Origin of the sequence: Nonomuraea thailandensis, from assembly GCF_024172165.1 — a bacterium.
Lineage (GTDB): Bacteria > Actinomycetota > Actinomycetes > Streptosporangiales > Streptosporangiaceae > Nonomuraea > Nonomuraea thailandensis.
The window spans coordinates 32588-47478 of the sequence record NZ_JAMZEB010000004.1; the positions used below are offsets into that span (position 1 = coordinate 32588).

The following is a 14891-nucleotide window of genomic DNA, read 5'->3' on the forward strand; positions in this document are numbered from 1 at the left end:
CGGCCGCTGTGGAACCCATCAGCGTGATCATCTGGCTGTGGCTCAGCTGGGGCGTCACCAGCATGCTGCTGGACAAGGGCGAGGCGGCCCAGGAGTCGGATGACAAGGCCGCCGGCACCGGCGGCGACGAACAGGACAACACCGAGGCCGTACGCCGCAACCTGCGCGAGCGGCTGGACGCCAATACCGAGGACGCCCGCCAGACCGACTGGGGCAATCCCGGGTGGTGGCTGCGGGCCCTGCTGGGCGCGGCCTGGAAGCCCGTCACGGACGTGCGCCGCGGCGGCCAGTGGGTGCGCGACCGCTTCGACCGGGACGACGACACCAGCGGCGACACCGCCCAGGCCAGCGACGACGACCGGCGCGACGACGGCCAGGACGACGGTCGGAACGACGGCGATCGTCACGCCGATGACCAGCGCGCGCAGGACCAGGACGACCAGCGCGGCGGTGACCAGCGTGAGGCCGACGACCGTAGCGACGAAGACGACGGTCGGGAGGACGACGAACGGCCCGGTGCCGAGCGCGGCGAGGATGACCAGGCCAGCGACGACGATGACGACGATGATGACGACGCCTCCGCCTACTGGCGACGGTGGTGGCAGCGACGTCGCCGCAGCCGGGCGGACGAACACGACGGCGCCGACCATGACGGGGACCAGGGCGAGGACTACGAGGTCGAGGTCGTCGGCACCTACCCCAATCGCGACTCCGATCCCCGTGCGCTGAGGCCGGCCGTTCGGGAGCTGACCGCGCCGCAGGACGGCGAGGCCCGGCCCGAAGAGTCGTACGACGACCTACCTGACCGGTCCGACGACCACCCCGATGACCGCCGTGGTGCGGGCGAACTGCCCGCTCCCAAGCACACCGTGCGCGACGACTACACCGTGCTGTGGGGGCGGTGGCGCATGCGCCGCCATGTCGAGGTCGAGCGCGCGGCGGCAGAGGCGGAGGCTGACGCGGCGCCGATCGCGCCTATCGAGGTCGGCCCCCGCGAGGCGCCCCAGGTGCCGCATCCCCGCAGCGGAACCCTCACGACGCCCTCTGCCCCGCGTGACCTTGCGCCGCCGGTGCAGACCGAGCTTCCACCGCGCCCGGCCGGGGCGGTGGCCGCCATAGCAGGCCCCGGCGCGGTCCGCGCCGGCGAACCCCAGATGGAAGGGACCGAAGACGTGGCCAAGTACGTCGCCATCCCGGGGGCCAACGCGCCCAAGACCAGCATGGACGTGGGCGGCAACACCCACGACGACGCCGTCGACCTGTCCAAGAAGATCGTCCGCGCGGTCGACATGACCGCTGACCCCGCCGAGCAGGCCGAACTGATGATCAGGGCGTCGCTGAAGGCGTCCTGGAACGCCCTGGACGCGCTGGCGGCCGCCGGGATCGGCGGCCCCGTGCTGAACAAGTGGGCGGACGCGGTCATCGCCCTGGAGACCGCCTCCCAGACCGCCGCCCAGCTGCGCAAGGACATCGCCGCGGCCAACAACGTGGCCGCGGCCGCGATGAACGTCCAGCGCAAGACCGGCGACAACATCCAGGCCGCCGTCCAGGCCGCGGGCAAGTCCGCCGCCGAGTCGACCCGCTACTACGGCAAGCGCTGACCAGCCCCGACCTCTTGATCTTCCGCGAAGGAGGGACACGACAATGACCATCCACATCGACCGGCAGGCCCCTTCTTCGTCCCTGCCCACCCACGACCAGCCGGACCTGGACCTGGCTGCCCTGCCCGGCACGGAAGCGCCCGCCACCGAGCAGGCCGCCGGGCCGGTCACGGTGCCGGTCGGGGAAGAGCTCGGCAGGGCCGCCAAGAGCCTGCTGTGGGCCTCGCGCCGGGGTCTGTACCCGGTCGCCGCCATGGGCGCCCTCTACACGGCCGGGACGGTCCTGCACGAGGTCGGCGACGTGCACCCGCTGTGGGTGCTGGCCGGCGGCGCCACCACTGCAGTGGCCGGGCTGTGCGTGCGCGGGGTGCGCACCTTCCTGGCCAAGGCGCCCTGGCGGCCCCGCTGGGCGGCCGGCTGCCTGGCCGCCGCCACGGCCTGGACCGCGGCCGCGGCCACCGGAGGAGCCGGCCTGGACACGCTCATGCCGGCCACGCTGGTGGCGGGCGGCAGCCTGCTGGCCGCCCCGTGGTGGTGGACCTACCGGCTGCGCGTACGGGAAGACCGCCGCCCCACCGCCCCGGCGGCTCCGCTGGCGCTGACGGCGGCCGCGCCGGTACCGGCGATCGAGGCCGCCCACCCGCACCAGGTCGCCTGGGGCGAGCACGTCGGCGGCCCGCGTGGCCAGCTGGAGTTCAGCAGCCTGATCGACCCCGAGCCGGTCGCCGATCACCGGGGCGAGCCGAACGGCACGGCCTGGATCATCGACGGCGGGCCCGCCCGGCACACCTACGGCGACATGCGCAACGCCATGGAGGACATCAAGGCCACGCTGGACCGGCCGCACGTGGATTCCCTGATCTATCTGGACCAGGACCCGCAGCAGTACAAGACGCGCGGCAAGCTGATCGTGCTGGAGCGCAACCCGCTGATCCAGGAGATCATGTGGCCCGGCCCCAGCCTCGACCCCGACAGCGGGCTGGTGCCGATCTCGGTCTACCCGGACGGGTCCGGCTGGGCGTTCTACCCGCTGTACGTGCCGGGCTGGGGCGTGCCGCACGACCTGTTCGCCGGCGCGCCCGGCACCGGCAAGTCCAGCCTGATCCACCTGGTGGCCGGCGAGTCGCTGAACATCGGCAGCGCGGTGCTGCTGTACGACCCGCACGGCGGCGGCAGCTTCGAGCACCTGGTGCCGCGCACCACCCGCTCGTTCCTGGACGCCGGCGAGATCTACGCCGGGATGCGCGGCCTGGAGGCCGCCCACGCCGAACGGATCGCGATCTTGCACGAGGTCGGCGAGACGCGCATGGGTCCCGAGTACGGCCACCCGATCATCCACGCCGTCATCGATGAGGCCTCCCACCAGGCGGTGCTGGGCAACCCGCTGATCAGCCAGATCCTCACCCCGATCGGCCGGGAGGGCCGCAAGCTGTGGATCAAGCTGACCGTGGCGCTGCAGAACCCGGGCGTGGAAGAGGGCTTCCACGACAACGGTGAACTGCTGGACCTGCTGCTGGCCGGAAACGTGGTGCTGTTCCGGGTCGCCTCCAACCGCATCACCCGCAACATCAAGGTCGGCGACGTCGAGGTCGCCCCGCACCTGCTGCCGCCCTACTTCGACCGGGAGCAGAAGCTGCTGACCACCGGCCTGGGCTACGTGCTTACCGGCACGCCGCGCGAGCTGCCCTCCCGCACCGCCAAGGTGCTCGCCCGGACGTTCACCAGCACGGTGCCGATGGGCTCGCCGTTCGACGACCGCACCGGCGAGGCGTTCGAGCGCGGCTACGCGCGCGGCATCGTCGAGCTCGAGCGGCTGGCCGAACAGAGCCAGCGATCAAGCAGCCGGCCCGGCGACGGTGACGACGGCGGCGGCCGCACCCTGCACGCGGTGCCCAGCTCCCCGGCCGACCCGACCGCCAAGGACGCGCTGATCGAGCTGTTCCAGCAGCGCGAGCACGTGACCATCGCCGACATCCGCAACGCCGAGATCTGCTCTCCCTCCCGCGCCTACGACCTGCTGAACGAGCTGCTGAACAAGGAGCTCATCGAACGGGTCGAGGGCGTGCGCGGCCGCTACCGGTGGAAGGCGGCCTCATGAACCTGCCCGTGAGCGTGCCGGTGACGGTGCGTACTCCTCCTCCACTCCTCCTCCTGCCCTCCACCCCTACCGGAGGGCCGGACCCGGGGAGCGACACCCGCCCGTGCGCATGCGCGCGCGAGGGTACGGCCCGCTCCTCCTCCTGGCAACTACAAACCGTGACTTTTTCTGTGAAGGGACGACGGTCATGACCCGCCCGACGACGGCCACCACGCACCCGCAGCCCAGCCATGGGCTGGGCCTGTGGTGGACCATCTTGATCACGGGATGCGCCATCTCGGTCTTCCTGAACATGTGGCACGCCCTGACCCTGGACAAGCCGGGCACGGAGGGCGCGCTGGGCGTCATCTTCGCCCTGGTCCCGGTGCTGTTCGCGGCCATGCTCTCGCACGGCCTGGTCAGCCCCATCATCACGTCGTGGTCCACGAAGGCGATCTTGTGGACCCGGATGGCGATCTTGAGCCTGTTCGCGGTCGCCATGCTGACCTCGATCGCCTCGCAGGCGGCGGTGATGAAGCCGTACGGCGGCGGCTACGGCGCCGAATGGTCCATCCCGCTGGTCCTGGACGCCTCCGCGCTGCTGGCCCTGAACTTCATCATCAAGGGCGCGGCCACCGCCCGCGAGGCCGTCCGGCAGGCGGATGTCGAGGCGGAACTGGCCGCCCTGCGGGCGGAACTGAGGCCCGGCGTCGAGGCGGAAGTCCGCGCGGAACTGGCCGCAGAACATGCCGCCGCTCAGGCGGAACTGGAGGCCGAGCGCGTCGCCGCCCGGGCGGAACTGAAGACGGAACTCGCCAACGCGCGGGCGGCACTGAAGGCGGAAGCCGACCGGACCCGGGAGGCGGAACTGAAGGCCGCCTGCGACCAGACCCGCGCACAGGAGGAGGAGAAGTTCAGGGCCGTCCGCGCCCGGCTGGAAGAGGAGTACGCGGCCAGGCTGAAGCGGGCTGCGGAACAGATCACGCAGCGTGCCGCGAGCGAGACCGAGGCCCGCGTGCAGCAGGCCAGGACCGAGACCGAGGCCCGCGTCCGGCTGGAGATGGCCGGCGACCGGCCCAAGGCCCGGGCCAAGACCACCGCCGGGCCCGCCCCGCGCACCTCCACTGACGGCCTGAGCAGGCAAGAAGCCCTGGAGATCCGCCTGCAGCAGGCGCGCGCCCTGCTCACCGAAAAGCCCGACATCACCGGCGCCGAGCTGGGCCGCGCGCTGGACGTGTCCGAGCGGTACGGCCGCACGCTCCTTGCACAACTGGCCGAAGAAGCCCAGGGAACCCAGGAGGAGGAACCCCTCTCCACGACTGGCGACGTCCGCCTGCGCGCAGTCACCTAAAGCCTCTACCTGCGACGACGGGGCCCGGCAGCTGACCGGGAGTCCTCCCGCTCAGTCCTCTGTCCCTTCCCGTGACGAAACGGAGTGCATCTCATGCGTCCCACAGCCTTCAACATGATCATGTTCGTTCTGGTGTTCGCCTTGATCATCGCCGGGCTGATCACACTCGGTAACACCTTGCTCGGGGAGGCGGGACTGCTGGACCCGCCCTGACACCCGCGGGAGGCAGGGGCCACACCGGCTCTGCCACCCGGGAAGGACGGGCCGGTTCCGCGGCTCGGTTCCGCCCCCACATGGGGCTCGGTTCCGGCCTCAGTTCCGCCCACGGCAGGCCGTCAGTTCCGCCCCCGCCGGATCTCAGTTCCGCCCCCAGTTCCCCTTCCGGTTCCGCCTCCAGTTCCGCTCCCGAGGCCCTGTACTTCCGCCTCCCACAGTTCCGCCCGCCCGTCCAGTTCCGCCCCCGCAAAGTTCCGCCCCCGCCCGCCGACAGCTGATCACCAAGGAGCACGTCATGACCGCCAGCCCGTCCCGCCGGATCAAGACCCGCCGCGCCGGCCCCGCCGCGCGTCCGGCAGCCACCAACCGCCTCGCCCAGGCCATCGCCCCGTCCCCGACCGCCAGAGCGGCCAAGCGGGCGGCCTCCGCCTGGCGCGCCGCCGCCGCCGGAGTCGGCCGTACGGTGCGGGCGGCCGGCACCGGCACCGCCACCTCGCCCGCCTACCCCTGTGACGGCATCGGCTTCGGCCTGGCGCTGAGCGCGCTGCTGCTGGCGGCTGCCGCCTGGAGCACCTTCAGCAACCCGCTCATCGATCTGGCCCGCATCCTGGCCCGGGCCCTGATCGGCGACCTGATCATGCTCGCGCCGGTGATCGCCATGGTGCTGGCCTGGCAGCTGCTGCGCGGACCGGCCGGCAAGGGCGAAAAGGTGCGCCTCAGCGTCGGCTGGGCCGTCGTGACGGCCACCGGCGCCGCCCTGGCGCATCTGGCCGGCGGCGCCCCTCATCTGCAGGACGTGCACGCCATCGTCGCCGCCGGCGGCCTGATCGGCATCAGCGTCGCCAGCCCCGCGGCGGTGCTGCCCACCGGATGGGTCATCACCGTCCTGGTCGCCGCGCTGATCGGCGGACTGCTGACCGCGATCCGCACCCCACAGCGGCTCCTGCAGCGCCGCCTGGCGCAACTGCGCGCCCCCCAGGCCACCACCGCCGCATCGCCCGCCCAGCCGCCCATGGACCACCCCGGCGATCAGGACCAGGTGGACGCGCACGGCCAGCCGACCCGCCCGGTCGTCGTGCCGATCCGGCGGCCGGTCAACCCTGACCTGCTCACCGACAGCTCCCCCTACGACAGCCCCGTCGTGGGTGAGCAGCCCCCGACCGGGGCCCCGAACCCGGCGTCATCGACCAGCACCACCAGCCCGGCCGCCACGAACGCGGTCCCGGCCGCTCAGCCCGTCGACGGCGGCCCCGAAGGCGCCGCCGTCACGCCCATGCCGGTGCGGCCGGCGGTCGTGCCCAGCCTGAGCCTGCTGCGCCCCGGCCCGATGCCCCGGGCCGGGGCCGACGCCAACCAGCGGGTGGTCGAGGCCATCGACGGCGTGCTCGCCGAGTTCAACGTGGCCGCCGGCGTCAAGCGCTACACCCGCGGCCCGACCATCACCCGCTACGAGATCGAGATCGAGCCCGGCGTCAAGGTCGAAAAGGTCACCGCGCTGACCAAGAACATCACCTACGCCGTCGGCTCGGCGGACGTGCGAATCCTGGCGCCGGTGCCGGGCAAGTCCGCGATTGGCGTGGAGATCCCCAACACCGACAAGGACCTGGTCGCGCTCGGCGACCTGCTGCGCTCGGCGGTCGCGCAGAACGACCGCCACCCGCTCATCGTCGGCCTGGGCAAGGACGTCGAGGGCCGCACCATCCTGGCCAACCTGGCCAAGATGCCGCACCTGCTCATCGCCGGCGCGACCGGCGCTGGCAAGAGCGTGTGCGTCAACGACCTGATCACCAGCATCCTCATGCGAGCCACCCCGGACGAAGTACAGATGATCCTCATCGACCCCAAGCGGGTCGAGCTGGCCACCTACCAGGGCATCCCCCACCTGATCACGCCGATCATCACCAACCCCAAGAAGGCCGCCGAAGCCCTCGGCTGGGTCGTCGGCGAGATGGACCGCCGCTACGACGACCTGGAGCGGCACGGCTTCAAGCACATCGACGACTTCAACGCCGCCGCCCGCGCGGGCCAGCTGACCAAGGACGACGGCACCCTGGCCAAGCCGTACGCGTACCTGCTGACGATCATCGACGAGCTGGCCGACCTGATGATGGTCGCCCCGCGCGACGTCGAGGACTCCATCGTCCGCATCACCCAGCTCGCCCGCGCCGCCGGCATCCACCTGGTGCTCGCCACCCAGCGCCCCAGCGTGGACGTGGTCACCGGCCTGATCAAGGCCAACGTGCCGTCCCGGCTCGCCTTCGCCGTCTCCAGCCTGACCGACTCCCGCGTCATCCTCGACGCCCCCGGCGCCGAGAAGCTCATCGGCCAGGGCGACGCGCTGTTCTCCCCGATGGGCGCCAGCACTCCGGTGCGGCTGCAGGCCGCCTTCGTCTCGGAGAAGGAGATCGCGGCCGTGGTCGGCTACTGGCTGCAGCAGGCCGCACCGGACCACCATGGCGACGTCTTCGACGACACGACCACGCGGCCCGGCACCACCGGTGCGGCCGTCGACGGAGAGGACATCGGCGACGACCTGGACCTGCTGATCCAGGCCGCCGAGCTGATCGTCACCACCCAGTTCGGCTCCACCTCGATGTTGCAGCGCAAGTTGCGCGTCGGCTTCGCCAAGGCCGGCCGCCTGATGGACCTGCTTGAGCAGCGCGACGTGGTCGGCCCCAGCGAGGGCTCCAAGGCTCGCGAGGTGCTCGTCAAGCCCGATGGGCTGCCCGCCCTGCTGCAGAGCCTGCGTTCCTCCGTCTCCGCCCCGGCCTGACCCCTCCACCACGGATCCCAGAGGACACATCGATGACGCTCACGTACACCGCCCGCGCCGGCGCCGGGCGTGCCGACGGCGCTCACCGCCCGATCACGCTCATCTCCTTCGGCTACCTGCACCAGCCCGGCGAGAGGCCGCCGGCCGCCGACCGGGTCGAGGACGTCCGCAAGCGGCTGCGTGACCCGGCGGCCGCCCGCGACGGCGGCATCCTCGACTTGGACGGCCGCGATCCGCGCGTCCAGCAGATCGTCCTGGCCACGCCCGGTGCCGCCGAACTGCTCGACAACCTGACCGCCTACGCCGAACTGCCCGCCGGGCCACGCAGCATCGCGATCGGGTGCGCCGGGGGCAAACACCGCGCCTGCGCTCTGGTTCAGCTACTGGGCGAGCGGCTGCGCGAGCGCGGCCACCGGGTCGTGATCGACCACCGCCACGCCCACTTGCCCCGCGTCCTGGCGCCCGCCGGCGACCCGGTCGACGACGCGGCGGACCGGCTGCAGCGGCGGGCGCTGCGGGGCTACGCCGAGTGCATGATCACGGTAATCCCGCTGCTGATCGCCGCCCTGAGCGGTGCTCCCGGACCGGTCGTGATCGTCCTGGCCGTGCTGTTCGTCGTGGCGCTGATCCGCTGGATCCGCCTGGCCCCGCTCCCGTCCGGCACCCACCGCTGATCACGCGGCGCTACCCGTCCTGGAGGACTACGTGACCACCATTACCAGGCCACACCCCGCCCGCGCAGACCAGGCCGCCAGCATCGCGCGGCAGATCCGCGCTTACCTCGACCGGATCCTGGCCGCCGACACCTCCGAATCGGCTGCCGCTCTCCTGCAGGTCGACCAGGCCCGCATGCTCAAGACCATGCACGGCGGCGACGTCGTCGCCTGGGTGTACGCCGCCTGGCTGCGCGACTACCACCGAGCCGCGCTGCCCGGCGTGGAGCCGCTCACCGCCTGGGACGACCTCTGCCTGGCCATGGCGCCGATTCCGCGCTGGAACCGCGACATCCACGGCTTCCTGTGCGTGGGCGGTTGCGACGACTGCTTCGCCCAGGTGGCCGAATCCGATGGGTTCGGCTGGTGCGGACCCTGCGCCCGCAGGCTGCTGGAAGCCGAACCGAGCCAAGTGCGGCCGCTGCCCTTCCCGGCCGCCCACCACCATCTCGTGCACCGCGGCCTCCTGCCGGAGGAACGCGCCCACTTCCGGGCTGCAGAACTGCACGCCCGCCTGACCGACGACACCACGGTCACCTACATCGCCGGCGACGCCACCGCCTTCGACCACCCCGCCTGGATGGGCATGTCCCTGACCAGCATCCAGCTGAGCGGCGACCCCGACCGGCCCGCCCTGCACCTGACCGCGCACACCGGGCAGCACGGCCACCGGTTCAGCATTCACGCCACCTTGGCCTACGACCCCACGCCGGACACCAGCCGCCCCCACGGCTACCCGATCGACGCCTACGGCTTCCGGCTGGCCACGGCAGAGCTCACCGACACCAATGGCCACACCACGACTGTCGCTGACCTGCACGAGCTGCTGGACGTCATCGTCTGCGGCGAAACGGAGGCCGCCGCGGACGATGACGCGCCGTCGGCCGCCCCGGCGCCCACCATCGCCCACACCAACGGGGAGACCATGCCCAGTCCCGGCACCCCACTCAGCACATCCGCGCCCACGCAGGACGCTGGCGAGGCCTTCGACCACGACGGCGACCATGGCCACGACATCGATGACCAGCAGCCGCCGGCCACCACCAACCCCATGGGCACGGTGCCGGGCTCAGTCCGCGCCGGATACGGCGTCGAATGCGTCGAAGGCTGCTGGATCACCTCGTTCTTCATCAAGCCCGGCAGCCTGCCGAACGTGCCGACCTTCCGCAGCCTGCAGGAGGCGGTGGAGGAACTGCCCGGCTACGGCTGGACCCGGGCCCACGACGTCGAAGGCGGCCTCGGCGAGGCGCACGAGGTGCCCGCGGCCGCGCAGCTGTGGCGCTGCCCGGACTGCACCCGCAGGCGGGCCTGCGAGCTGGAGGAGCATCTGCCGGTGCGGAAGCTGCCGCAGCTCACCGCATGGGGGACGTGGCGCGGAGGCGGACTCGCCTGCCGCCGCTGCCGCTGCTGGCTTACGCAGCCCGCCTACCACCAGGCCAGCAGGTTGACCCGGACCATCGCCTGCGTCGTCTTCTGGCGCTGGCGCCTGCGCTGCCGCCGCGCCGGCAGGCGAGCTGAGCAGCACCACCAGCCCGCCCCTCCGCCGAGCGACATGTTCTGAACCCGCCATGATCCCCAGCTCACCGCGAACCGAGGAGGACAGCTCAGTGGTCAGCAGACGCCACGACGCCGCCCGCGTCTTCGAGGTGCTGCCCTACCCCGACACCGCGACCGGACGCCAGTTCCTCGTGCACCAGGACGGCAGCGTGATCCGGGGCCGCCACACCGGCGGCAACCTCGCCGAACAGGCGTCCTGGGCGCTCGCGTCGGCGTCCGGGTACGCCCTGTGGTTCCGCCGCTGGCGGCCGTATTTCCTCGGCATCCGCAACCGCGCCGCCGACCCGCTGCTGTATCAGTTCGCGCCCGACCTCACCGGCCTGCAGCCGTACGAGGCCGACGCGCCCGCCATGGTGTGGGCCGGCCACGAGGTCATGACCGCGATCGGCGACCCGCGCAACCAGCCGGCCGCCTTCTTCGACCCGCACACCGCGGCGCTCTACGACCGGGTGATCACCCACCTGCAGCAGGCCTCGACCACAGCCGCTGCCGACGTAGGCCCGGCCCCGTTCCCGCTCACCCGCACGGGCGACGCCCGCGCCCGATCCCACCAGGAGTAGAAACCGCATGACCCAGACCCTCATCGAATCGCCGCCCACCACCGCCGGCGACGCCTGGCACTTCGTCGGCGCGGCCACCCGCCAGGTGGCCCGGCACGGCAGCACGCTGCTGACCCACCCTGTGGACCGCGCCGTCATCCACGGCCTGCTCGGCGCCAGCGCCGAGCTGCTGGGCAAGCGCGGCCGTCAGCACCTGGCTGCGGCCAGCAATCTGCTGCGCCGCAACCACCGCGGCGGCCAGGCCGACCCGACCGAGACCGCGCTGGCCCAGACCCTGCTGGCCCTGATGTACACGCTGCTGCCCGGCTGCGAGCAGCACGCCGTCAACCTCCTGCAGGAAGCCGAGAAGACGGCCGAAGTCGCCGACGGGGGCGCCGCCGCCACCGACGGCGACGTGTTCCACGCGGCGCTGACCGGCCTGGTCTACGCCCAGCTCGCCGCCCGGAGGACCGCATGAAGAACACGTACCCGACGCCGGCGCCGATCAGCGAGCACACCCGCGCTCATGCCCGTGCCGACGCCCTGGCCTGGGCCAGCTCTCTGACCAAGGAGCGGCACAACCCGCTGAGCGTCATCGGCAACGCCGAGCCGATCTTCGAGTGGCTCGAGGCCGCCCTCGACACCAAGGACCTGACGCTGCGCCGGCGCGCCGGCCACCAGCAGTGGATCAACGACGACCGCGGCGACGACCCCGACGACGTCGGCCCGGACGACGACCCGGCCGCCTTCCTCATGCGCGCGGCCGCCCTGTACGGCGCCATGACCGGCGTCTTCTGACCTCCCGCACAGCACGACGGGCGCGCATCACCGCGGCGAATCCGCCAAGACCTCCGCGGCGAGCGCGCCCACCAAGCCCACTCGATCCGAACGAAACCGGAAAGGGCTGATTCCCATCATGACGCACACCGCCAACAGCGCCGTCGCGGCCACCGAGCGAGCCACAGAGCTGGCCACCGAGCTGACCGTCGCCGTGCTGCTGAGCGAGTACGAGACGCTCAAGGCCGAACAACGCTCCCGCATCAGGTTCCGCGACAACCTGCTGTACGCGATGCTCACCGCGGCCGCCGCGATCGCCGCCGTCACCGCCACCGCGCAGCGGCTGGAGCTGCTGCTGGTGCTCTCCCTGGCCGGGCTGGTGCTCGGCTGGACACACACGCACAACGACCACATGATCACGTCGATCGGCACGTACGTGCGCGAGCGGCTGGGGCCGCGCCTGCACGGCCTGGTCGACGACGCCACCGACATCCCGATGTTCGAGTGGGAGACCGAGCACCGCAGCCCCGACCGCCGGCGTGCGTCGCGCCGGCGGCTGCAGCTGGCGGTGAACCTCGCCGCGTTCTGCCTGCCGCCGCTGGCCGCCCTGGTGCTGGTCTGGGCCGTGGGCCCGCACAGCCCGGCGGTGCTGGCCGTCTCCTTCGCCGAGCTGGCCGTCATGGCCATGCTGACCGCCCAGATCACCCGGTACGCCGAGCTCGGCGCAGGGGGTGGACGATGACCGCCACCCGCCCCAACACCAGCACCACCGGCACCAGCACCAGCACCAGCACCAGCACCACCGACGCCGCCTTCCCCGGCGCGCCCGCCCGGCTGCTGCGCGAACTGGAGGTCGTACGCGCCGAACTGGCCCGCGTCGACGCCAAAGCCACCGCGCTGATCGGCTGGGCCGGGACCGCCCTGGCCATCCTGGCCGCGGCCGCGAGCATCACCCGCCTGCCGCTGGCCGCGCTGGCGGCGGTCATCACCGCCGTCATGCTGCTGGCCGCCGCGGTGGCCACGCTGCTGGGCGTGATCCGGCCCGCCCTGCCCACCCGGCGCCAGCGCGGCCGCGCCGGGGCCGGCTACGGCTTCGTCTGGCACGCCGCCGCCGGCGACGTCGGCGAGCTCATCGCCGGGCTCGCCTGCGACGCGAGCGGCGTCAGCCAGCAGCTGGGCGAGGAACTGCTGCAGGCATCCAAGCTGACCGCCCGCAAGTACCGGTGGCTGCGCCTGGCCGTGCACCTGCTGCTGGGCGCGCTGCCGGCGATGGCGACCGCCCTGCCGCTGACCCTGCTGGGGAGGAGCGCATGAAGCCCCTGCAGACCGTCGACGCGCTGGCCGACGCCGTCGTGCTCACCCCGCTCCCGTACGCCTACGAAAGCTACGACCAGGACCAGGTCGTCACCACGACCGCCTACACCACACGCGAGCCTGGCCTGCTGGTGCGCAGCCGCAACCCGGAAGACGGCGAGGACGGGCCGCGCTGGCTGGTCGTGCATTGGCACGGCGAGGCGATCCAGGGCCGGCACGACTACACCTCGCCCTGGCAGGCCCTGATGGCCGCCGACCGGCTCGGCGCGCTCGGCGTCGACTGGCGGCAGACCAGCCAGACCCTCAAGGCCACCGGCACGCCGGACGGGCTGTGGAACGCGCTGCTGGGCGGGGCGCTGATCGACCGCGCTGGCGCGATCCTCAAGGCCGTCACCAGCGACGACGAGGACCGTTACGACCACTACGACCCCGTCATGGACCTGCTGGCCGCCGGCTGGAGTCCGGAGGCGCTCACCGCCCGGCTCACCGAGCCCGGTAGCGAGCTCCCGCTGACGGACCTGCTGACAGCGCTGCTGGCCGCGCTGGCGCCCGTGGACGGGCGGCCACCATGGTGCGGGCACTGCCTGGCCGTCGCCCGCCAGACGGTGGACGAGCGCGGCTGGCTGACGCAGTGCCCGCAGTGCCATCCCATGCCGGAGGCGGCGGGCACTGCGGAGTGTCCGTCGTGAGCAAGGCCAGGCTGCCGTTCTGGGACCCGTCCGGGTCCCGGTTCGGCGGCCTGCCCACCTACCCGTGGAAGATGGCCCCGCCCCACCTGGCCACGAAACGCCAGCTGGCCGCCGACGGGCTGCGCCCGGGCGGGCAGCCGGTGTGCGCGCAGGTCATGTGGCGCACCACCACGAACGGCGGCCGCGCCGCCGGCGTCCCGCGGACCACCGGTGTCGCCTACCTGTATGACCGGGCGCTGGCCAAGCCCAAGCGCGAGCCCAGCCCGGCCCAGCTGGAGGCGATCGCCAAGGCCTTGCGCGCCCGCCGTCTCTGCCCGCAGTGCGGCATCGAGAAGGACTACTGCCTGCCCAAACGCTACGGCGTCTGCCTCGATTGCCACGAGCAAGGACAGGCCGGCGCCACCCCGGCCGAGCCATCCCGCTCCGACGACCGCCGGGAGCCCTCGTGAGCACGACCTCGCGCATCGAATGGACCCAGGCCACGTGGAACCCGACGACCGGCTGCGACCGCATCTCCCCGGGCTGTGATCACTGCTACGCGCTCACCCTGGCCAAACGCCTCAAGGCCATGGGATCAGCGAAGTACCAGCAGGACGGCGACCCGCGCACCAGCGGCCCCGGGTTCGGCGTCACGGTTCACCAGGCGGCGATGCTCGAGCCGCTGCGGTGGCGCACGCCGCGCAAGGTGTTCGTCAACTCGATGAGCGACCTCGGGCACGCGCGCGTCGGCAGGGCGGCGCAGGCCCGCATCTGGGCGGTCATGGCACTCACAGGGCGACACCAGTTCCAGGTGCTCACCAAACGCCCCAAGCGGCTGGCAGCCGTGCTGGGCGACCCACGCTTCCAGCGCGAGGTCGCCGAGCAGGCCACCGACCTGATCGCCAGCCAGTTCTGGCGGAGCTGGCAGCTGGACCTGGGTGGCCAGCGTCTCGCGGGAGACTCGGGTTTCGGCGCACGGTGGAGCACGGAGCACACCGCCGCCGGGCCGCTGTGGGTGCCGCCGTGGCCGCTGCCGAACGTGTGGGCCGGCACCTCCATCGAGTCCGACGACTACTGCTGGCGCGCCGACGCGCTCCGTGCGACCCCGGCCACGATCAGGTTCCTCTCGCTGGAGCCGCTGCTGGGCCCCGTGCCGTCACTGGACCTGTCGGGAATCGACTGGGTCATCGTCGGCGGGGAGAGCGGTCCGCAGCACCGGCCGCTGGACCTGACCTGGGTGAGGGACATCCGGGACCGCTGTGTCGATCTTCACATTCCTCTCTTCTTCAAGCTTCTCTGCACTGA

Annotated in this window: 13 protein-coding genes and 1 pseudogene; all 14 read left to right on the forward strand. The window is 72.4% G+C overall.

The annotated features are described in order from the left end of the window. Positions 1 to 8 precede the first annotated feature (8 nt). On the forward strand, positions 9 to 1601 hold the full coding sequence (locus HD597_RS63780) for a hypothetical protein (RefSeq protein WP_253760327.1): 1593 nt from the start codon (positions 9 to 11) through the stop codon (positions 1599 to 1601). A 43-nt stretch (positions 1602 to 1644) separates the two neighbouring features. Further along, positions 1645 to 3699, forward strand: a complete 2055-nt coding sequence (locus HD597_RS63785) for a P-loop NTPase family protein (RefSeq protein WP_253760330.1) — start codon at positions 1645 to 1647, stop codon at positions 3697 to 3699. A gap of 103 nt (positions 3700 to 3802) precedes the next feature. After that, positions 3803 to 5029, forward strand: coding sequence for a coiled-coil domain-containing protein (locus HD597_RS63790; protein ID WP_253760333.1), 1227 nt, complete (start codon positions 3803 to 3805; stop codon positions 5027 to 5029). 511 nt (positions 5030 to 5540) lie between these two features. Next, positions 5541 to 8018 carry a DNA translocase FtsK gene (locus HD597_RS63795; protein WP_253760335.1) on the forward strand — a complete coding sequence of 826 codons (2478 nt, stop codon included), beginning with the start codon at positions 5541 to 5543 and terminating at the stop codon, positions 8016 to 8018. Positions 8019 to 8050: 32 nt separating this feature from the next. Beyond that, the gene (locus HD597_RS63800) at positions 8051 to 8692 is read left to right on the forward strand and encodes a RapZ C-terminal domain-containing protein (protein WP_253760338.1); all 642 of its coding nucleotides are present in this window, start codon (positions 8051 to 8053) and stop codon (positions 8690 to 8692) included. Between the two features lie 31 nt (positions 8693 to 8723). Continuing rightward, complete coding sequence (locus tag HD597_RS63805; RefSeq protein WP_253760339.1) at positions 8724 to 10292, forward strand: hypothetical protein; 1569 nt, start codon at positions 8724 to 8726, stop codon at positions 10290 to 10292. Positions 10293 to 10338: 46 nt separating this feature from the next. Then, positions 10339 to 10848 (forward strand): hypothetical protein, encoded by a 510-nt coding sequence (locus tag HD597_RS63810; protein WP_253760342.1) that lies wholly within the window; start codon positions 10339 to 10341, stop codon positions 10846 to 10848. Between the two features lie 7 nt (positions 10849 to 10855). Beyond that, positions 10856 to 11305, forward strand: a complete 450-nt coding sequence (locus tag HD597_RS63815) for a hypothetical protein (protein WP_253760344.1) — start codon at positions 10856 to 10858, stop codon at positions 11303 to 11305. Then, on the forward strand, positions 11302 to 11625 hold the full coding sequence (locus tag HD597_RS63820) for a hypothetical protein (RefSeq protein ID WP_253760345.1): 324 nt from the start codon (positions 11302 to 11304) through the stop codon (positions 11623 to 11625). Before HD597_RS63815 ends, HD597_RS63820 begins: the two co-directional genes overlap by 4 nt. 118 nt (positions 11626 to 11743) lie before the next feature. Continuing rightward, positions 11744 to 12346: a hypothetical protein gene (locus tag HD597_RS63825; protein WP_253760346.1), complete on the forward strand. Its 603-nt coding sequence runs from the start codon at positions 11744 to 11746 to the stop codon at positions 12344 to 12346. Beyond that, a complete protein-coding gene (locus tag HD597_RS63830) occupies positions 12343 to 12918 on the forward strand; it encodes a Pycsar system effector family protein (protein ID WP_253760348.1) in 576 nt (191 codons plus the stop codon). The genes HD597_RS63825 and HD597_RS63830 overlap by 4 nt, the downstream gene beginning before the upstream one ends. After that, positions 12915 to 13607, forward strand: coding sequence for a hypothetical protein (locus tag HD597_RS63835; protein WP_253760350.1), 693 nt, complete (start codon positions 12915 to 12917; stop codon positions 13605 to 13607). Before HD597_RS63830 ends, HD597_RS63835 begins: the two co-directional genes overlap by 4 nt. Continuing rightward, complete coding sequence (locus tag HD597_RS63840) at positions 13604 to 14056, forward strand: RRQRL motif-containing zinc-binding protein (protein WP_253760351.1); 453 nt, start codon at positions 13604 to 13606, stop codon at positions 14054 to 14056. The genes HD597_RS63835 and HD597_RS63840 overlap by 4 nt, the downstream gene beginning before the upstream one ends. Continuing rightward, positions 14053 to 14868, forward strand: a pseudogene (locus HD597_RS67165) (DUF5131 family protein); the annotation flags it as partial. The gene HD597_RS63840 and the pseudogene HD597_RS67165, both read left to right, overlap by 4 nt. Between the last annotated feature and the right edge of the window lie 23 nt (positions 14869 to 14891).

Coding starts and splice junctions, on each gene's coding strand:
- HD597_RS63785 (WP_253760330.1), top strand. CDS start 1,645: ATGACCATCCACATCGACCGGCAGGCCCCTTCTTCGTCCCTGCCCACC.
- HD597_RS63820 (WP_253760345.1), top strand. CDS start 11,302: ATGAAGAACACGTACCCGACGCCGGCGCCGATCAGCGAGCACACCCGC.
- HD597_RS63825 (WP_253760346.1), top strand. CDS start 11,744: ATGACGCACACCGCCAACAGCGCCGTCGCGGCCACCGAGCGAGCCACA.
- HD597_RS63795 (WP_253760335.1), top strand. CDS start 5,541: ATGACCGCCAGCCCGTCCCGCCGGATCAAGACCCGCCGCGCCGGCCCC.
- HD597_RS63835 (WP_253760350.1), top strand. CDS start 12,915: ATGAAGCCCCTGCAGACCGTCGACGCGCTGGCCGACGCCGTCGTGCTC.
- HD597_RS63830 (WP_253760348.1), top strand. CDS start 12,343: ATGACCGCCACCCGCCCCAACACCAGCACCACCGGCACCAGCACCAGC.
- HD597_RS63800 (WP_253760338.1), top strand. CDS start 8,051: ATGACGCTCACGTACACCGCCCGCGCCGGCGCCGGGCGTGCCGACGGC.
- HD597_RS63815 (WP_253760344.1), top strand. CDS start 10,856: ATGACCCAGACCCTCATCGAATCGCCGCCCACCACCGCCGGCGACGCC.